This window comes from Rothia koreensis (assembly GCF_052232265.1).
GTDB classification, from domain to species: domain Bacteria; phylum Actinomycetota; class Actinomycetes; order Actinomycetales; family Micrococcaceae; genus Rothia; species Rothia koreensis.
In genome coordinates, this window is sequence record NZ_CP197643.1 from 410,353 (window position 1) to 429,440 (window position 19,088).

19 protein-coding genes are annotated in these 19,088 nt (G+C 64.5%); 14 read left to right on the forward strand and 5 right to left on the reverse strand.

The genetic code is table 11. The features are described from left to right. Positions 1–10: 10 nt before the first annotated feature. The 8 genes from ACTSLZ_RS01815 (at position 11) to ACTSLZ_RS01850 (ending at position 7,106) form a co-directional block, all read left to right on the forward strand. Positions 11–400 carry a DCC1-like thiol-disulfide oxidoreductase family protein gene (locus ACTSLZ_RS01815; RefSeq protein ID WP_443095514.1) on the forward strand — a complete coding sequence of 130 codons (390 nt, stop codon included), beginning with the start codon at positions 11–13 and terminating at the stop codon, positions 398–400. Between the two features lie 420 nt (positions 401–820). Beyond that, positions 821–1,921 carry an LLM class flavin-dependent oxidoreductase gene (locus ACTSLZ_RS01820; protein WP_443095515.1) on the forward strand — a complete coding sequence of 367 codons (1,101 nt, stop codon included), beginning with the start codon at positions 821–823 and terminating at the stop codon, positions 1,919–1,921. Further along, positions 1,914–2,582, forward strand: a complete 669-nt coding sequence (locus ACTSLZ_RS01825) for a CE1759 family FMN reductase (protein WP_443095516.1) — start codon at positions 1,914–1,916, stop codon at positions 2,580–2,582. The genes ACTSLZ_RS01820 and ACTSLZ_RS01825 overlap by 8 nt, the downstream gene beginning before the upstream one ends. A 109-nt stretch (positions 2,583–2,691) precedes the next feature. Then, the gene (locus ACTSLZ_RS01830) at positions 2,692–3,090 is read left to right on the forward strand and encodes a VOC family protein (protein WP_443095517.1); all 399 of its coding nucleotides are present in this window, start codon (positions 2,692–2,694) and stop codon (positions 3,088–3,090) included. Between the two features lie 90 nt (positions 3,091–3,180). Continuing rightward, positions 3,181–4,101, forward strand: coding sequence for an alpha/beta hydrolase family esterase (locus ACTSLZ_RS01835; protein ID WP_443095518.1), 921 nt, complete (start codon positions 3,181–3,183; stop codon positions 4,099–4,101). Positions 4,102–4,339: 238 nt separating this feature from the next. Further along, positions 4,340–5,722, forward strand: coding sequence for a sensor histidine kinase (locus tag ACTSLZ_RS01840; protein WP_443095519.1), 1,383 nt, complete (start codon positions 4,340–4,342; stop codon positions 5,720–5,722). A gap of 47 nt (positions 5,723–5,769) precedes the next feature. Further along, positions 5,770–6,432, forward strand: coding sequence for a response regulator (locus ACTSLZ_RS01845; RefSeq protein ID WP_443095520.1), 663 nt, complete (start codon positions 5,770–5,772; stop codon positions 6,430–6,432). A gap of 284 nt (positions 6,433–6,716) precedes the next feature. Next, the gene (locus ACTSLZ_RS01850) at positions 6,717–7,106 is read left to right on the forward strand and encodes a MarR family winged helix-turn-helix transcriptional regulator (protein WP_443095521.1); all 390 of its coding nucleotides are present in this window, start codon (positions 6,717–6,719) and stop codon (positions 7,104–7,106) included. Between the two features lie 101 nt (positions 7,107–7,207). Here ACTSLZ_RS01850 and ACTSLZ_RS01855 read toward each other — a convergent pair whose 3' ends face one another. The 4 genes from ACTSLZ_RS01855 to bioB all read right to left on the reverse strand — a co-directional run bounded on the left by ACTSLZ_RS01855 (position 7,208) and on the right by bioB (position 12,150). Continuing rightward, positions 7,208–7,417, reverse strand: coding sequence for a hypothetical protein (locus ACTSLZ_RS01855; protein ID WP_443095522.1), 210 nt, complete (start codon positions 7,415–7,417; stop codon positions 7,208–7,210). A 63-nt stretch (positions 7,418–7,480) separates the two neighbouring features. Next, positions 7,481–8,962, reverse strand: a complete 1,482-nt coding sequence (locus ACTSLZ_RS01860) for an MFS transporter (RefSeq protein WP_443095523.1) — start codon at positions 8,960–8,962, stop codon at positions 7,481–7,483. A 173-nt stretch (positions 8,963–9,135) separates the two neighbouring features. Continuing rightward, the gene (locus ACTSLZ_RS01865) at positions 9,136–10,809 is read right to left on the reverse strand and encodes a cation:proton antiporter (RefSeq protein ID WP_129316001.1); all 1,674 of its coding nucleotides are present in this window, start codon (positions 10,807–10,809) and stop codon (positions 9,136–9,138) included. 141 nt (positions 10,810–10,950) lie between these two features. After that, complete coding sequence (bioB, locus tag ACTSLZ_RS01870) at positions 10,951–12,150, reverse strand: biotin synthase BioB (RefSeq protein ID WP_443095524.1); 1,200 nt, start codon at positions 12,148–12,150, stop codon at positions 10,951–10,953. Positions 12,151–12,312: 162 nt separating this feature from the next. Between bioB and ACTSLZ_RS01875 the strand changes: the two genes are divergently transcribed. From ACTSLZ_RS01875 to ACTSLZ_RS01900, 6 genes are all read left to right on the forward strand, one after another. Then, complete coding sequence (locus ACTSLZ_RS01875; protein ID WP_443095525.1) at positions 12,313–12,852, forward strand: type 1 glutamine amidotransferase domain-containing protein; 540 nt, start codon at positions 12,313–12,315, stop codon at positions 12,850–12,852. A 51-nt stretch (positions 12,853–12,903) separates the two neighbouring features. Then, positions 12,904–13,515, forward strand: coding sequence for a TetR family transcriptional regulator (locus ACTSLZ_RS01880; RefSeq protein WP_178979093.1), 612 nt, complete (start codon positions 12,904–12,906; stop codon positions 13,513–13,515). A 138-nt stretch (positions 13,516–13,653) separates the two neighbouring features. Then, positions 13,654–15,030, forward strand: a complete 1,377-nt coding sequence (locus tag ACTSLZ_RS01885; protein ID WP_443095526.1) for a galactokinase — start codon at positions 13,654–13,656, stop codon at positions 15,028–15,030. A gap of 402 nt (positions 15,031–15,432) precedes the next feature. Beyond that, on the forward strand, positions 15,433–16,548 hold the full coding sequence (locus tag ACTSLZ_RS01890; protein ID WP_443095527.1) for an NADH:flavin oxidoreductase/NADH oxidase: 1,116 nt from the start codon (positions 15,433–15,435) through the stop codon (positions 16,546–16,548). A 229-nt stretch (positions 16,549–16,777) separates the two neighbouring features. Then, positions 16,778–16,927 (forward strand): ribosome recycling factor, encoded by a 150-nt coding sequence (locus ACTSLZ_RS01895; RefSeq protein WP_443095528.1) that lies wholly within the window; start codon positions 16,778–16,780, stop codon positions 16,925–16,927. Between the two features lie 73 nt (positions 16,928–17,000). Continuing rightward, positions 17,001–17,195 (forward strand): CsbD family protein, encoded by a 195-nt coding sequence (locus ACTSLZ_RS01900; RefSeq protein WP_129315994.1) that lies wholly within the window; start codon positions 17,001–17,003, stop codon positions 17,193–17,195. Between the two features lie 330 nt (positions 17,196–17,525). Here the strand turns inward: ACTSLZ_RS01900 and ACTSLZ_RS01905 are convergent, their stop codons facing one another. Then, positions 17,526–18,515: a C40 family peptidase gene (locus ACTSLZ_RS01905; protein ID WP_443095529.1), complete on the reverse strand. Its 990-nt coding sequence runs from the start codon at positions 18,513–18,515 to the stop codon at positions 17,526–17,528. Positions 18,516–19,088: the final 573 nt, after the last annotated feature.

Sequence of the window (19,088 nt, forward strand, 5' to 3'; positions counted from 1 at the left end):
TGGTCGGCTCATGCGAACATTCGTGTACGACGACGCCTGCGGGCTCTGCGTTCCGGCGGCCAGATTCCTGGATCGCCGAACCCGCGACCGCCTCGACGTCGTCCCCTTCTCCCGGGTCCAGGAAGAACTCACGGATGGTGAGTGCGAGAGATTTCTCGAAGAAGCCGTCTATGCGGAGGGCCCGCGACCGCCCGAAGGAAAGCTCGTCCCCGGGGCGAGGAAGTTCTGGGGACACGAGTCGATCGGAAAAGCCCTTCTTGCCTCGCCGCATCGGGTCGACAGGCTCACGGGTCGGCTGATTCTGGCCCCCGTGGCGTCGGTCGGAGCCCGGTGGGTCTACGCGTGGTTCTCCTCGAACCGGTGGCGGTTCGGCGGGGGATCCTGCGGCGTCGGAGGGTAGACGCGGCCGAGTACGTCTCGCACGCACGCCTCCTCGGCCGCGTCGTCGGCCGCGTCGCCGGCCGCCCAGCACGGCCGAGGTGGCAATCCCGTGCATTCCCCGCCGCGAGGTGGCAATCCCGTGCGCTCCCAGCGGCGAGGTGGCAATCCCGTGCGTTCCCAGTAGCGAGGTGGCAGTTTTGGGACAAAAACCCGCCAAAAACCGCACGATTCTGCCACCTCGGCGCTGAATCCGCACGAGATTGCCACCTCGGCCACCACACCCCAAGCCGCACACCCACCCCTCAAACTTGCTTTACGATTCAAATAATTTTTGCCGGGAATAAGCGGAAGTGGAACCGTGTTGTGCAGGATGATTCACCCAAACCCCCACGGGTCACGCCGACGGCGCCGGCCCCGAACCAGTCAGCAGGAGGTCACCTTGCAACTCGGAATCATGACGATCGGGGACGTCACCCAGGACCCCACCACCGGCACCACTCCCACGGAGCACGAGCGCATCAAGGCCACCGTCGAAATTGCCAAGAAGGCCGAGGACATCGGTCTGGACGTGTTTGCGACCGGCCAGCACCACAATCCGCCGTTTGTGGCCCCGGGGAATCCGCCCACGCTCATGGCCTACCTCGCGGCGCAGACCGAGAACCTGATCCTCTCGACGTCGACCACCCTGATCACCACGATGGACCCGGTGCGTCTGGCCGAGGACTACTCGTACGTCCAGCACCTTGCGGAGGGGCGCGTGGATCTCATGCTCGGGCGCGGGAACACGGGCCCGGTCTACCCTTGGTTCGGCAAGGACATCCGACAGGGCGTGAACCTCGCGGTGGAGAACTACAACCTGCTGCACCGCCTGTGGAACGAGGACGTCGTGAACTGGCAGGGCAAATTCCGTACCCCGTTGCAGTCGTTCACCTCCACTCCTCGGCCGCTCGACGGCGTCGCACCGTTCGTGTGGCACGGGTCCATCCGTACGCCGGAGATCGTGGAACAAGCGGCGTACTACGGCGACGGCTTCTTCCACAACAACATTTTCTGGAACAAGGAACACACGGCCCAGATGATCAATCTGTACCGCGAGCGCTATGAGCATTACGGCCACGGCAAGGCCGAACAGGCGATCGTCGGCCTGGGTGGGCAGTTCTTCATGCGCCAGAAGACGCAGGATGCGTGGCGGGAGTTCCGTCCGTACTTCGACAACGCACCGGTCTACGGCCACGGCCCCACCCTGGAGGAGTTCACGGACCAGACCCCGTTGATCGTGGGTTCGCCGCAGGAGGTTCTGGAGAAGACCCTGTCGTTCCGGGAGTACGCGGGTGATTACCAGCGTCAGCTGTTCCTGGTCGACCACGCCGGCCTGCCGCTCAAGACGGTTCTTGAGCAGTTGGACATGTTCGGCGAGCAGGTTCTGCCGGAGCTCCGCAAGGAGTACGCGGCCTCGCACAACCCCGAGGTCCCGGAGGCCCCGGTGCATCCGCGCGTCGCCGAGGCCCGCACGGTCCAGGGAGGAGAACATCATGCGTAAGGCCACACTGGTCGTCGTGACGGACGGTCTGTCCGAGCCGTCGTCGACCGCCCTTCTGGGTGAGAGGATCGCGGATTCGGTGCTCGCTCGGCTCAGGAGTGAAGCCCATGAAGTCGAGGTCGAGACCGTTTCCCTGCGCGGCCTGGCGCACGGGATCGCGGACTACATGACCATGGGCTTCCCCTCGGGAGAGGTAGGCCGTGCACTGGACACCGTTCGGTCCGCGGACGCCCTGATCGCGGTGACGCCGACATTCAAGGCCGGGTACACCGGGCTGTTCAAGTCCTTCTGGGACCTGACGGACGACGACGACCTGGTCGGCGTCCCCACGGTCGTCGCGGCCACGGGCGGCACCGCTCGGCACTCGCTCGTGATCGAGAGTTCCTTGCGGCCTCTCTTCGCGTACCTGCACGCCGACGTCGTTCCCACTGGTGTTTTTGCCGCCACCGACGACTTCGGCGCGGACGACTCGTTGCAACATCGCATCGACCGGGCGGGAGCGGAGCTGGCGGACCGCATCGCGTGGAAGCTCGGCGGCGAACACCCGGGCGAGAGCGACCCGGTGACGGCGGAACCGAAACCGGCGTCGCCTTCCCTCGCCGGAGGCAACGGGCTGCCCCCGCTCAAGGTCACCCCTTTCGAGGATCTCCTGAACGGCTGATCACGGGGACCGTACGGCGACAGGTGCCCGGGGACTCCCCGACCCCTGTCGTCGACCCGGCGTCCGCAGTAGCCTGTGGTCACGATCCACGCGCGAGGAGTCGAGTCGTATGAACACCCCAGCACTGTCCGGAATCCACCACGTGAAGATTCCCGTGACCGATATAGAGCGCAGTCGTCGCTGGTACGAATCGGTGCTGGGCCTGAGGGTCCAGCGGGATTTCCGGGACGACGACGGCGTGGTGCGCGGTCTCGCCGGGACGCTGTCCTCCCCAGAGGGCGAAGCTTTCCTCTCGATCGCCCTCCGCCAGAACCCGCAGGCCGCCCGGGGGATCCACGGATTCGGCCCGCTCTCCCTGTATGTTCCGGACCAGGAGGAGCTCGAGGCATGGACGGACCATCTCGAACGTCTGGGCCACGGTGTCCCCGATGCGACCCCCAACGGCAACGTGCTTCTTCTCCACGACCCGGACGGCATCGAAATCCGGATCTTCGGCACCAGGCCCTGACGCTTCGGTCGGCAGACGAACGCGCACCGGCGTGACTCGGTGATGACGCGAGCTTTCACGTCCCGGGTGCGCCGAACGTACGATGATGCGGTGAACACTTGCCTGACCGTGAGCCGAGAGTCGATCGAGCTCCAGGGGCGCGAGCGCACCCTGACCGTCGTGGCACCGAGTCATGTGGAGGAGAACGCACCGCTCGTGCTCCTTTTCCACGGGTCGCAGCAGAATTCCCGGGTCTTCCGCAAATTCACCGCCGGAACCTTCGACGACGTCGCTGCCCGCACCGGAACCGTGATGGCGTACATGGACGGCTTCGAGCGTCACTTCAACGATTCCCGCGTGGGCGCGGACTTCCGGTCCCGTGAACTGGGGATCGACGACGTCGCATTCGCCGCGGCCACCATCAGACGGCTCCGGCAGACGCACGGCATCGATCCGGCCAGGGTCTTCGCCGTCGGGTATTCCAATGGCGGCCACATGGTCCTCCGGCTGATCCATGAGGCGCCCAAGCTCTTGTCGGGCGCGGCGACGATCGCAGCGACCCAGCCCACCCCGGAGAATTTCTTGCGCGCGGACGGGTTGCCGACTATTCCGAAACCCGTTCGCCTGCTCGCGATCCACGGCACGGCGGATCCTCTGGCCCCCTACGACGGAGGCCAGGCATCCCTCTGGGGCAAGCAATCCCGCGGCGCCGTCCTGTCGGCGCCGGAATCCGCCGGCTACTTCGCCGAGCGCAACGGGATCAGCACCGCCCCGTCCGAGACCCGACCCCACCGCGACGTCGTCGTGTCCGAATGGTCGGAGCGAGGCAAAGAACCGGTGCACCTGTGGACGGTGCACGGCATGGGGCACGTGGTTCCCGCACCGCACGACGTCGTCGCGAGTCTCGGGCCCGGCACGCGAGCCTTCGTGGCCGCCGATGTCATTGCGGATTTCTTCGGCCTGGGCACTCGAGTCGGCACGCGTCGGGCATCCGGGACCGAGCCGTTGTCCGCTCCGGATTCGACGGGGTAGAGCCAGCTCTACCCCGGGTTCAGAGCGTTCCCCACTGATCCCGGCACGGGTGTGCGAGACCATGAATATGCAGCGTCCGGCCGACCCTTAGAAGAGCCCGCTCCCGCTGGTGCCGGCGAATCCGTCTCGACCAAAGCATCCTCGCCCACCAAGTCATCGGGCACTTCCAGGGTCGGCCCGTACGCGACGAACAGGGTAACGTCTCCCGCACGAGCGACGGACGTCAACGAGAGGAACCATGAAAGCATCGATGTGGCGCAAGCTGACGAGCCCTTGGTACCTCGTCTCTTCGGGCCCGTGGGTTGCCCTGTGCGCGCTCCTCCTCCAACCCATGATGTTCCTCGTCGCAATGGTGGCCGCATTCACGCTCGTCGGTCTCGTCTCGACGAATGATTCCTTCCTGAGCATCACCTTCTTCGGATTCCCTGTGCTGGCCCTCGCGCTCCTTCCCATCATCGGGCTGTGGTTCGGATACATCGAGCGCGGCCGACTGTGGATGCTGGGCTTCCCGGAGGTTCCGCAGGCCAATGTGAGCATGCCGCTCAAGCCGTTCATGGAGTGGGTCAGGACCAGGTACCGGGAGCCGGCCTCCTGGCGCAATGTGCTGGCCCTCGTGGTCGCCGGGGTCTTCGGGATCTTTTCGACGATCCTGCTGATCTTCGAAGCTTTCACCCTGGCGAGCATGGCCGGTCTGTGGTTCTTGACCGGCTCCTTCGACAGAACGTTGTCGAGGGGCGAGGTTCCGGGCGTCTTCTCGTTCCTCCGTCTCGTCGTCCACGGCGACATCACGCCCGAGGACTGGTGGAAATTCCCGCTCATCGCCGTCGTGGCGATCATCGTCTTCGCCTACACCAACGGCCTGGTCGCCGCGACCACCGGGTCCGTCTCGAAGACCCTCCTGAGCCCCCGGCCCGAGGAGATCGAACGGCAGGTCCGGCAGCTCACCTCGTCCCGGGCGCGCATCATGGACTCCTTCGAGTCGGAAAGACGACGCATCGAACGGGACCTGCACGATGGCGTCCAACAGGAACTCGTGAACCTGACTCTGAGACTCGGAATGGCCGAGTTCGAGCTCCAATCCCTCGAAAGGCAGGGGATCGACGTCGACGCCGCCCGGCACGAGGTCTCCCGAGCCCAGGAGCAGATGGACCACGCCCTGCAGACGCTGCGGAACACGGTTCGAGGAATCTACCCTGCCGTCTTGGAGGACCACGGCCTGAGGGCAGCCCTTGAGGAGCTCGCGACGCACTCGATGCTTCCGGTGGAGCTCGTCTACCGGGCCGAAGACCGGCTGCCGAAGGATATCCAACGCACCGCGTACTACATCGCGAGCGAGGCTGTGACCAACGCCCTCAAGCATTCGACCGCGAACACCATCTGGATCACCGCCTACACGGAAAACAACGTCTTCACCATCGAGATCACGGACAACGGCCAGGGTGGTGCCGACTCCAGCGCGGGCGGCGGGATCTCGGGCCTGAACGAGCGTGTGCAGACCATGGACGGAAGCGTCCGACTGGTTTCGCCCCTGGGCGGCCCGACCACGCTCTACGGATCGATACCCTTGGGGGAGAACCCACCCGCGGTCGACGACGAGGCCGCCACCGCCCATCGCCCCTAGATCACCCCCTTCCCCGCCGACACAGCAACCTCCTCAGAAAGGTCACCGTGCGCATCGTTCTCGCCGAAGATTCGACCCTCCTCCGCGAAGGACTCGTGATGGTCCTCAAACGCCTCGGGCACGAGGTGATCCGTGAGGTCGGGGACGCCCCCGGGCTGCTGACAGCGGTGGACCAGGCACAGAGCGAGGAAGGGGTCGACGTCGTGATCACCGACGTTCGTATGCCCCCGAACAACTCGTCGGACGGATTGCAAGCAGCGCATTCGCTTCGAGCGAAGTATCCGCAGCTCCCCGTCCTGGTTCTCTCGCAGTACATTGCGTCGGCCTACGCCCGTGAGCTGTTCTCCTCGGATTCCTCGGCGCTGGGGTATTTGCTCAAGGATCGGGTGGGCAAGATCGAGGACTTCGCACGCGCCCTGGAGACCGTGGCCGAGGGCGGGACCGTGATCGATCCCGACGTCGTCAAACACCTCATGGGCAATGCCGCGGCGGACAGCAGATCCACCGCGATGGACAAGCTGACGCCGCGGGAGCTCGAGATTCTCAAACTCATGGCCGAGGGGAAAGCGAACACGGAAATCGAACAGGAACTCTATGTTTCTTCGGCGACCGTCGCCAAACACATTGGAAACATCTTCGACAAGCTGGGCCTGGATACCGATGCCGGGAATCGGCGCGTACGTGCGGTCCTCGCTTTCCTGGACCGCTGAATCATGCTCTGACTAGGGGCGTTGCATCCCCCTGCGGGTGCGGCCCTTCTCACAGGAAGGTCACATAACACTGTGAAGCGAATGCCTTGACGGGCAGAATTGCGAGTACTCTTTGAATTTGTGGCGTCATAGCCGTCACCTCGCGTTGCCGCGCGGGACGGATGGCTCCGCACACAAATGGACCACCAAGGGGGAATCAAGTGACAGAGTTGCAACAGGAACCAGTTGATACTGATGCACGAATAAGAACGGCCTCGTGGCGACAGTTCTTCGAGACATCGCAGATGCTCACGAACCGCCTCGATCAGTTGCTCCGCAAGGACACGCCGTTGCGCCTGGCCGACTACGACGTCTGCCAGTTGTTGTACAACGCGCCCGACAACCGCATGCGGCTCGGGGACATCGCCCACATCATGGTCTTCTCACCGTCACGGCTGAGTTATCAAGTCGGGGTCCTCTGCGACAAGGGGATTTTGCGTCGCATCGAGGACGTCTCGGACGGCCGGGCCGGGTTCGCCGAATTGACGAAGCACGGCCTCGAGGTTTTCCTCGAGGCTCGTGAGATGCACGGCCGCCACGTGGAGGAGATCGTCGCGGACCTCGTCACCGTCGAAGAGGCCGAATCCGTGGAACGCATTTTCGCTCGCGTGCGCGAACGCCTGCTCAACGATTAGGCCCTGGGGAGGCACGGAAGACTTCGACCCGGGGTCGCGACCACTGTCGCGGCCCCGGGTCTTCTTGTGCCGTCAGTCGAAGACCAGGCGGCCTCCGGGCCCTACGACGCCGGGGTCCGGCCCTCGCTTTCGGCACGGCGGAGCTCCTCGCGGTTGTGGCTCACCATGGATGCAACGACGTTGAGGGCGACCCCTGCCAGAACCAGGATCCACCCCAGGACTCCCAGATGGGCGGTGATGAGAATCGCCCCCACGAGGAGCACGAGCAAAGAGGTCAGATACGCGGGAGTGAGGAAGACGCGATAATTCATACTCCTATTTCATCATGACCCGCTGTGCCGGCGATAAGCCCGGCCCGAGGCCGGACGGGGCAACTACTTCAGGAGCATCGTCGCGGTGTCAATGGACTCGTCGTCGTCCTGCCCCTTCTCGAGCTCCAGAGCCTCGCGCCGCGTCGAGACCATGGGCACCGAGCCGATGAGGGGCCGGCCGGCGGATTCCCGGAGGAACAGCGTCGCGACGACGGCCAAGACCGAGAACAGCATCACGTAGAACGCGGGGACGTAGCTGTTGCCCGTGATGTCCACGAGGAACTGGCTGACCAGCGGCACGGTTCCGCCGATGATCGATACGGCGAAGTTCTGCGTCATGCCCACGCCGGCGTACCGCGAGGCAGTCGGGAACAGTTCGGACTGCACGGCCGCGTTGATGGACAGGTACATCGTCCCCGGAACCATGATGAGGATGAGGCCCGCGTACAACGCCCACAGGGTCCCGGTGTGGAAGAGGGCGAAGGCCGGGATCAGCAGAATGAGGTTCGAGATCGCGGCGGTGAAGTACATGGGGCGTCGACCGATTCTGTCCGAGATCCTGGCGAAGACCGGCAACAGCACGGCCTGCATGAGGAGGATGACCACGGTGGCCGTCGCGGTATGGAACGTGGCCATACCAATCTGCGTCTCGAGGTAGGTCGGCATGTAGCTCGTCAGTGTGTACGAGCAGGCTCCGTCCGCACCGATGATCGCGATCCCGATGACGATTTGGGGCCAGTAGTGGCGGATCACGTTGCGCAGGTTGTGGCGCACGAAGATCGGGCTGGAGTTCGGGTTCTCCTTGATGTCACGGGCTTTCTCGAAGCTCGGCGACTCCGTGATGCCGCTGCGCACGAGCATCGCCACGATGCCCAGGATGGCGGCGAAGAGGAACGGAATGCGCCATGCGCCGTCGACCATCGCGTTCTCGCCCCACAGGTTGGTGGCGATCGCGGTGGTCGCGGCGACGACGCCGGCCCCTGCCGCGAATCCGAGCTGGGAGCCGCTGTTGAGCAAGGAGGTCCAGACTCCGCGGCTGCGGTCGGGTGCGTATTCCGCGATGTAGGTTGCGGCACCGGCGTACTCGCCGCCCGTGGAGAAGCCCTGGATCATGCGCAGGACGTACAGCAGGACGACCGCCCAGAGGCCGATGGAGTCGGCGCTTGGCAAACAGCCGATGAGGACCGTGGCCACGGCCATCATCATGATGGTGAACAGCATGACGGACCGGCGCCCGATCTTGTCTCCCAGGGGGCCGAGGATCATTCCGCCGAGCGGGCGTACGAGGAAGGACACCGCGAAACCGAGAAGCGTGACCAGCAGGCCCACGGTCTCGCCCATCCCCGCGGTGAAGACTTTCGTCATGACGGTGGCCAGATAGCCGTAGACCCCGACGTCGTACCACTCCATGAAGTTTCCGACACCAGCACCAATCTGGGAACGAATCAGCCGGGGTTTGTCGACGACGATGCAGTCATCGGCCTTGAGCCGACGCGGCGAATCGGGCAATTCATCCTTGAGATTGAGGTTGACATCGGACTTCACGATCTTCCTCCTGCGGCCGAGCGGCGGCGGGCAATGCGCCCCGGCAATGGCCGAGTATTTGATGGTGGGGACCCCCATGTATGGCGTGGGCCACCCGCTGTAAACACCTCATATAGGTTAGCGAGATAAATGCGGATGTCCAGCGAGAGGCTCAGTTCCGGCTCAACACATGGCTAGGCGTCGGACCGTGGCGTCTTCCGGGTCGGGGGCTGGGTCCTGTCCTGGGTCTTGCCCGGTGGCGGGGACGTGAAACCGGGCTGGAAACCGGGAAGGATCGTGGCCATGTCGGGGTTCTGGACCGCCGACATCTGGTCGAGTTTGCGGAGCACATGGTCGACAGTCGCCGGGTCCACGCCTCGATCGGAGCGCGCGCTGATGATTTCGTCCTGGGCCGCGCTGAGGGCCGTGTCTCTCATGGTGGCGAAGAGCTTCCGCCGTTTGTTCCTCTCAGCCACCTGAGCCTCGTAGAGCTCCTGGTTCTCGACCTCTTGCGGGCTCTTCGGAACCATGCGCCGGTAGATGTCGGAAACCATCGACACGACTTCCGGCGGCGCATCTTCGGAGTGCTGCCGCACGGCCTGCATGGCCGCGCGCCGGGCCCGCTCGAGCAGCTCGCGCTCCTGACGGTCCTGGTGGTCCTCCCGATCCAGTCCGAGCATCTTGACCAGGATCGGCAGGGTCAGACCCGGGAAAACCATGGTGAACAGAAGAACCATCGTCGCGATCACCAGGACCTCGGATCGGAATCCGAATCCCTCGGCCGGCAGGGAAAGTGCCAGGGCCAAGGTCACGAGTCCGCGCATTCCGGACCAGGTCATCACGAGCGCCTCGCCCAGGGATCGTGGCGTCATCGACTGGCTCTTCTTGACGTGATTGAAGGCCACGATCAGAACCATCCAGGCCAGGCGGAGCAGAATCACGACCGCGGCGATGATGCCTCCGTGAAGGATCATCTCCCCGATGCGGTCCCCGGCATCGACGATCACCTGACGCACCTGGAGCCCAATCAGGCCGAAGGCGACGCCGGTGATCAGCATTTCGATGACTTCCCAGAATGCGGTACCGGTCAGTCGGTCCTCGGGTTCCAGGTCGCCCATCGTGCTGGACATCTGAACGGCCGCGACCACCACGGCGATGACGCCGGAGGCGTGCACTTCCTCCGAAGCGATATATACGGCAAACGGAATAATCAGGGTCAATCCGGACCGGGCGACGCTCGAGTTGAGGTGACGACGCGCGACTCCGCCGAGCCACCCGAAGAACAGGCCGATCGCCACGGCAGCGACGGCCGTGTACAGGAATTCGAGAACCAGCAACGGTGCGGACAGATGGCTGTTGACCGTGATGGCCGCGAGCGCGGCCTGGAAGGCGACCAGGGAGACGGCGTCGTTGAAGAGCCCCTCGGTCTGGAGCGTCGCGACGATTCGTCGGGGGATGCCCACGGGTTCCGACACGGCTTCCACGGCCACGGGGTCGGGCGGCGCGACGGCGGCACCGATCGCGACGGCCGCGGCGACCGTCATCCCGGGGATGAAGACCATGGACGTCCACATGACCGCAAGGATGGTGAGGGTGACCAGGACGACCGAGTAGGTCACGATCGCACGCCAGTTGGTCCGGAACATCTGCCAACTGGCCCGTTGGCCGAGCGCCCACAACAGGGGCGGCAGGAAGATCGGCAGAATGAGTTCGGGCTGGACCTTGACGTTCGGAACGCCCGGGATGAAAATCATCGCGGCCGTGGCGAGGGTCAGCAGGACCGGCCACGGCAGGTTGAATCTGTCGCCGACCCCCACGAGGACGAGGGTCGCCAACAGAATCACGATGACGACGATCAAGAAATCCACAGTGGGACCACTTTATCGGACTGGCCCCATGCGCGCGTCACACGATCGCCCGTCCCCACGCCGAAGTGGCATTTTTGTGCAGATTTTTACCGAATTCGTGCACGCGAGTGCCACCTCGGCCCGAAGTGTCTCTATTCCGCCTCAGACATTCGGGGCGACGGAGGTTCCGACGCCGCGCCGTCGGATCGTCAGGGGGACGGACCCCGAAGCACCATTCTCCTTCGAGCAACTCGCGACCTGTCCGCAGGGCGCCACGGCCTGGGCAGGTGCCGTGGACTCTTCGGCACCGGTATCCGCATCGGACAGATCCTGCTGATGCGCTTGGAGGTATGCTTCGTGCTCGGCCACGAGGTCCCGATCCTCCGCCCCGAGGACCACGAACCCTGAGTCCTGGATCATGCGGAGATCGTCCACGGCGGATTGCCCCTCGCTCGTCAGGTAGTCGCCCAGGAAGAGCGAATTGACCACGCGCAATGCGGTCGGCTGGAGCGAACGCAGGTGCATCTCGCGCCCTCCCGCCATACGGATCTCCTTGTCGGGTGCCGCGAAACGGACCATGGAGAGGATCCTCAGGCACTTGAGCGGGGTGAGCTCCCAGGTTCCCTCGAGAGGGGTTCCTTCGAAAGGCATCAGGAAGTTGACGGGAATCGATTCGGAATCCAGTTCCACCAGGGAGAACACGGCGTCGACCAGCTGCTCGGGGCTCTCCCCCATACCGACGATCAGACCCGAGCAGGCCTGAAGCCCGGCGTCGTGCGCCTGATTCACGGTCGCGACGCGTTCCGAGAAGGAGTGCGTCGAGCAAATTTCGGCGTAGTGGTCCTCGGACGTGTTCAGGTTGTGGTTGTACGCATCCGCTCCGGCCTGTTTCAGTCGCTGGGCCTGACCGTCCTTCAGGATGCCGAGGCACGCGCACACTTCGATATCGGGGTTGGATTCCTTGAGCCCCTCGATCATGCGAGACACACGGTCGACGTCGCGGTCGGTCGGCCCCTTGCCACTCGCGACCATGCAGATGCGTGACGCCCCTCCGACCACGCCCAGGCTCCCCTGACGCACGGCCTCTTCGGGCTTGATCCATGAGTACTTCAGGATCTCGGCCGCCGAGCCGAGGCGCTGGGAACAGTACGAGCAATCTTCCGGGCACAGCCCGGACTTCAGATTGACCAGGTAGTTGACCTTGACGGTGTTGCCGAAGTGTTGGTGTCGCAGGGTGGAGGCGGCGTGGACGACGTCGAAGGTTGCTGCGTCGTCGGCCGAAAGGATTTCCAGGGCCTCATCGCGGGTCAACCGGTGGCCTTCCGAGATCCTGTGAGCGAGTTCCGTGTACGAAGTGTGCATGGATGCATTGAACCGTGTTTTTGAACACCGTTCAAGTGGTGACGGTTCCCGCGTTTCGGGCCATCAGCGGCCGGTTGGCTGTGAGCGCACACCTGTTCCCAAGCCATCGTCCGAGCCATAGATTGGTCTCGACAACACCACACAGAAAAGGGGTATTGGATCATGTCAGACCTGTCCGGAAAGAAAATCGCATTCCTTCTGACCAATGGCGTCGAGGAAGTCGAACTGACCCGTCCGCGCAAGGCGCTCGACGACGCCGGCGCGCAGACCGTGATCGTCTCTCCCGCGGAGGGCACACTGACGGCGATGAACGGCGACTGGGACCACGGCGATTCCTTCGACGTGGACCTGCCGCTGTCCGAAGCGAAGCCCGAGGAATTCGACGCGCTGGTTCTGCCCGGCGGCACCATCAATGCCGACACGCTGCGGATCGCCGAGGGCGCCACCGACTTCGTCCAGGCCTTCTTCGATCAGGAGAAGACCGTGGCGGCGATCTGCCACGCACCGTGGATCCTGGCTCAGGCGGAGCTGGCCCGCGGTCGACGGCTCACGTCGTTCGAGTCCATTCGCACCGACCTGATCAACGCCGGTGCCTCGTGGGAGGACTCGCAGGTCGTAGTGGACGGCAACCTCATCACGAGCCGCAACCCCAACGACATCGACGCTTTCAACGCGGCGGTCTCCGAGGCTCTCTCCGCCTGAGAACCACGGGACCGAGTGAGGGCACGGGAATCGAATCGGTAGACTCGTCCCGTGGCCCTCACCCGTGAACGCATCCTCGAAACAGCCCTGTCGTTGCTGAGCGACTACGGGCTGGGCGACCTGTCCATGCGCAGGCTCGCCACGGAGCTCGGCGTCGCCCCAGGAGCGCTGTACTACCACGTCAGGAACAAGCAGGAGCTGCTCACCCGTCTGGCGGGCAGGATGCTTGGGCCCGCTCCGGCTGTGTCACGGAATGACCCGGGGGATTCGCCCCATACCCAGGGGGTCAGCGAGCGCGAGGTCACCGAGACCGTCGTCGAACAGGCACGTGCGGCCAGGGAGGCCGTACTGCGGTACCAGGACGGTGCGGACGTCATCGGGATCGCCCTGGCGGCGGACCAGGAGTCTGTCTCCTCGTTCGTGGCGATGCGCGAGACCTTCGAGCGCGGATCGATCAGCCCGACCCACGCGGATTGGGCGGCCAGAACCGTCCTGCACACGGTCCTGGGGTTCGTTTCGACGGAGCACAACCGACTCAGGCTCGAGGCGTCCTCCGCGCCGGCCGAGGATTCGGGAGCCCGCGACATCCAGGATGCGCGCGCGTGCGAGTTCGGAGTCCGGGCTGTCATTCGGGGTGTGCTCGACGAGGCATCCGAACAGTAACGGGGACGGCGGGGACCTCGCCCTACAATGTATAGCGCGCCCAGTGAACCTGGCAGTCCGCAGCGAGTGCCGTGGCCGGACGCGTCCCGGCTCTTCGCCGAATCACATCACCGAGAAGAAGAATTCAGGTACAACTCCATGACCGAGGCCTCGATCGCGGCCCAGTGGGCCACCTTGCCGGACCACACCGCGCAGGTGGAATCGTTGCGTGAGGCTTTCGTCGAGAGGTACGGATCGGAACCGGACGGCATCTGGTCCGCCCCCGGCCGCCTGAATCTCCTGGGCGAATACGTCGATTTCAACGGTGGGTCCTGTTTCCCCACCCCTCTCCCGTACAGAGCCCTCATCGCCGGCCGACTGCGCCGTGACGGCATCCTCCATGCGGAGTCCTTGCAGATGCCCACCCCGGTCGAGCGCCCCCTGCGCGAGATCGCTCCGGGCACGGTCTCCGGGTGGTTCGGGTACGTCGGCGGCGTCGCCTGGTCGATGAATCAGGAAGGCGGCGAGGACATTTCCTTGCCCCCGGACTTCGGAGCGGATCTTCTCATCGATTCCACCGTTCCCGTCGGTGGTGGTCTCTCCTCCTCCGCGGCGCTCGAGTGCTCGACCGCCCTGGCTCTGCTCGAACTCTCCTGTCCGCTCCGGACCGAGGCATCTCTCGAGCCGCTCCCGGTCGGTGGTTGCGGCCCGGACAACGACGACCTCCGTGCTCGCCTCGCCCGAGTCTGTATGCGGGCGGAGAACGAGGTCGCGGGTGCCGTGACCGGTGGCCTCGACCAGACAACATCGTTGCGGTCGCTTCCCGGACAGGCGATGGTCATCGACTTCCGTGACTTCTCGTTCGAACCCGTGGACGTCAACGTGACCGGGGCCGGACTGGCCTTTCTCGTGATCGACACCCGCGCGCCCCACGATCTGGCGGACGGGCAGTATTCGAGCCGCCGCAATGCCTGCGAGGACCTCAGGCAGGCCACGGGTGCTGAGAACCTGCGTGCCCTGCTTCCTGACGACCTGGGTTTCCCGGACCTCGATGCCGAGGAGGCACGCCGGGCGCGAGAATCGACCGTCGCGGACACGCTCGAGCATTGCGCCCGGGTTCCGGGTGTGCTCGAGGGCCTCGGCGAGGACAAGCTCTACGGCTGGACCAAACACGTCTTCACGGACATGATGCTCGTCGAGCGGGCCCGAACCCTGTTCACGGATCGAACCCCCACCACACCGGAAACGTGGCGGGAGCTCGGTCAACTGTTCACAACCTCGCACGCATCCATGAGGGACGACCTCGGGGCGTCGCGCGACGAGCTCGACGTCGCCGTCGACACGTGCCTGGATCACGATGCGCTGGGTGCGCGACTCGTCGGCGGAGGATTCGGCGGCGCCGTCCTGGCCCTGACGACCCGCGAGCGCGTCCCCGAGACGGCCCAGGCCGTCGCGGACGCTTTCGCCGATCGAGGATATGAGAAACCGGTGTTCCTGCCGCTGGCCCCAGGGCGTCCCGCGAACCGAGATCTCTAGGACTCGACGCCGGAGTGCCAGGCCGCGGGTTGCCCGGCACGCGAGACCGGGGATCGGAGCGGCACGTGGGAGCGGGGACGGAGCGGCACTCAACCGATCCGCCCCCGTGCCTGGCTCACGTGGTTCATTCCCTTGATTCCGCCGCATTGCAGGCGCATGCGGCCGAATATGCGATGTGCGCACACATCCGTCGATATCGACGGGTTCAAATAAAACACTCGCGAGTACACCTCACAAGGTGGCACGCGGGTCTTTATCAAAACGTGATGTCGTCTCGGTCGCTCCGGGGTGTGCGATGCGCGACAGTGAGGGCCCTGCACCCGGTGAAGGGGAATAACAACCCGTCGTGCCAAGTTGCGATGGGCGCACTCTGCAACACATCGTCCCTCGAAAGGCGACCCCATGGCGTACTCGTATCTCTTCCAGCCGTTGACCCTGCGCGGTCTTGAATTCAAGAACCGCGCCTTCGTCGCCCCCATGTGCCAGTACAGCGCGGCCGACGACGGCATCCCGACCGATTGGCACCTCATGCACCTGGGCTCCTTCGCGACCGGAGGCTTCGGACTGATCATCGCCGAGGCTTCCGGCGTTGTCCCCGAGGGCCGCATCTCGCCAGGGGACTTGGGGCTCTGGAATGACGATCAGGCTCGCGAATTCGCGCACATCGCGGACTTCGTGCACACCCACGGTCAGGGTGCGAAGTTCGGGATCCAATTGGCTCACGCCGGACGAAAGGCCTCCACGTACCACGCCCTGCCCGGTTACCCGGAAGGTTCTCTCAGCCCGGAGGACGGCGCCTGGACCACGCTGGCCCCCACGGACGAGCCCTTCGGGCCGTTCGATGCTCCCCGTGCGATGACTGAGTCCGAGATCCTCGAGACCGCCCAGGCTTTCGCTGATGCGGCGCGCCGCGCCGTCGACGCCGGGGTGGACACCGTCCAGATCCACGCCGCCCACGGCTACCTGCTGCACGAGTTCCTCCAGAAGGACGTCAACACCCGCGATGATCGTTGGGGCGGCGCCGATCTGGAGAACAGGATGCGGTTCCCCCTCGAGGTCGTCCGCCGGGTCCGCGAGGCGATCCCCGATGACATGCCGTTGATGCTCAGGGTTTCCGCTGTCGACTGGAAGGAAGAAACGGGCACGGACGCAGCTCGTGAGGCCAACGACGCCGACTTGGCGGATATCACCGAGTTCGTCCGCCAGGCCGCGGCCGCGGGAGTCGACATGGTCGATGTCTCGTCCGGCGGCAACCTGCCGCAGCCCCAGGTGCGCCCGGTTCCCGGATACCAGACGGAGTTCGCGGCTCACATCCGCCGCGAAACCGGGCTGCCCACGAGCGCGGTCGGCATCATCACGGATGCGGTCCAGGCCGAGCACGTCATCGCCACCGGACAGGCGGACGCCGTCAGCCTGGCTCGCGAGGCACTGAGGGATCCTCGGTGGGCGCTCAGGGCGGCGCAGGAGTTGCGTCAGGACATCGAATGGCCCGACCAGTTCTATCGCGCCAAGCGGTAATTCGGTCTCCCCGAACGCCAGCACCACAAGAACTGAACAACCTTTCTTTTGTCTCACAACAACCTGGGCGATTCTTAGGAATTGCTACGTGACGTTTTGCCAGGGGTGAACAACGGACCGTGTTCCGTACCAGCGGTTCACATCACTCGCCATTTGCCCTAATGTCGAAGGCAAGTGGCGATCCGCATCACTGACAGAGTATGGATCGCCGGGATGAAAGGAGCCGATTATGGGTTTCGATATTGGTGACAAGGCAGGCGACGCTCTGAACAAGGGCAAGGACGCCGTCAACGACAAGACCGCCAAGGACACCGTCAAGGACGAGCATGTCGACAAGGCCAAGGACGCGCTGAACGACAAGTTCGGCAACAAGGACTAATTCTTCTTCCTGAGGTCATTCTTGCTTGTCCCTCGGATGATTCCTGAGGGAACCCCAAAGAAAGGAGTCCCGTATGGGTATCGAGGACAAAGCCAACAACAAGTTCCAGGATGCCACCGGCAACGCCAAGGAAAAAGTCGGCGAAGCCGTGGGCAATGATGATTTGAAGAATGAAGGAAAGGGCGACCAGCTCGGCGCCGCCGTGAAGGACGGCGCGGAGAAGGTCAAGGATGCGGCCCGCAATATTGGCAACAAGCTCAAGGGCTGAGGCCAGCATCGCCTGAACCTGCCTGTGGCGGGCCACCCGAGAAGGTGGCCCGCCACAGGTTTTTTTGTCTCCGGTTCGAGGCCGTACGGGATGCCGCGGTTCGACCAAGCCCCTCACCCACTGGGACCCAGGGACATCGCCCCCGGCCCCAGCCCCTCAAGCCCCCAGCCCCTCAAGCATCCACAGTCCGGGCAGAGGCGCGGACGACGTCGCGCGGTTGCCCCTTTCACGTGGACATGGAAAAGGGCCGGCTGCCGAGCCCGTCCGGGAGTCGATGCCTCCCGTCCGGTCGCCAGCCGGCCCCGCCCCGTGAAGGGCCTGCCGATCGTTTTAGCCGAGGGCCGGGGACGTGTAGTACCCGTCCACGGTCATCATTCCGCCGCCATCAACGGCAGTGACCTGGGTTCCCTGTTCCGGGTTGAGAGCAGAAACCATCTGCCCGTCTCCCAGGTAGATCCCCACGTGCGCATAGTTGTTGGTGAAGACGACGTCGCCCGCCTGCGGATTCGCGGTCGGGGTCAGCTGATTCACCATGCTGTAGGTGTACGAATCCAGGTTGACCCCGGACTGCGCGTAGACATAAGAGACGAAACCTGAGCAGTCCCAGGCCATGTAGTCGCTTCCGCCCCAGACGTAGGCACCGCCCACGCCCGCCATCGCGTCCTGCACGACCTGTGCACGGCTGCCGGTGACGGCGTCGGTCTGCGCCGCAGGCTCGACCTCGGTCGCCTGGCCGTTGTAGGCCTCGGCCGACTGGGCCTGGTCTGCGGGAGCAGCCTGGGTCTGATCGATCGCCAGGCCGTCCGCGGTCTGCGGGTCGGTCTCGGCGGCCGGAATCGTCTGGATCGTGCCATCGGCTCCCACCTGGGTGCCATCCGCGGCGGGAGCGGCCGCCTCGGCCTGGCCCTGCACAGCCGGATCCTGCTGAGCTGCACCGGAGTCCCACGGCGCCGCCCCAGCGTCAACGGCAGGTGCCGCATCCTCTGCGGGAGTGATGTCCGCGGCGGGTTGGATCGTGGCATTGTCAGAGGCCGGAGCCGCAGGAGCTTCGGCCGGTGCCGGCTCGGCCTGGGCGACTGACTGCTGTGCCCACGGTTCCTGGACCGTGTTGTCGGCCGGCTGTGCCTGGACGGAGGGGGCCGGAGCGGCCTGCTCGGGCGCCTGCTGCTGGACAGCCGGTGCCGCCTGGCCGGAAGCCTGCGCAGACACGAAGTCGTGCGAGACCGACGGCGACGTCACCAGCGCCAGGCTCGGCGTGACCTGAGGCGTCGAAGGAGTAGTGGACGGAGTTGCGGTTGCGAAGGCGTTCGCCGAAGTCATGGATCCGGCGACTGCTCCGAGAGTCGCCAATCCGATTCCTGTGTTGCGGAAGAAGTGTGACTGGGTAACTGGGCGAACACGAGTGATTTGCTGAGCCATGAGAAATGGGTTTCTCCTCTTTGCCTGCGCGGTTGGTGCAAGATCCATCAAGGAACCCCAGTCAGCAAAACCACTTACCCTCGGAGTCTTGTGAGGAAGAGAACCCTCATCCAACACCTCGCCCCCGCCAAAGGTTGTCCTGTGTACAGGTTCCCTGGGCCGCGGCAGGGTTAGGCAAACAACCCAAGGAAGCCGACCTGAATTTCAATCGGCGGACTCAATATAGCACAGTGATTTTTTCTTAGGTATCCCCAGTCACCCCTAGTCAAACGCAAGTCAGTGGATCCCCGGCACAATGCCGATGCGCACGATTTATGTGAATCCCGGAACGCCTTCTCGATATTCGAAGATTTGTCCTATTGCCTCAGGGAAAGAAGTATTGTAATTGACCTTTTTGTTCGAATGGAACGAAGTTAGTCAATTGTTCATGTTCTTCCGGATCGGGGTCCGAAGGCCCCGGAGGCCGCCGGCAGC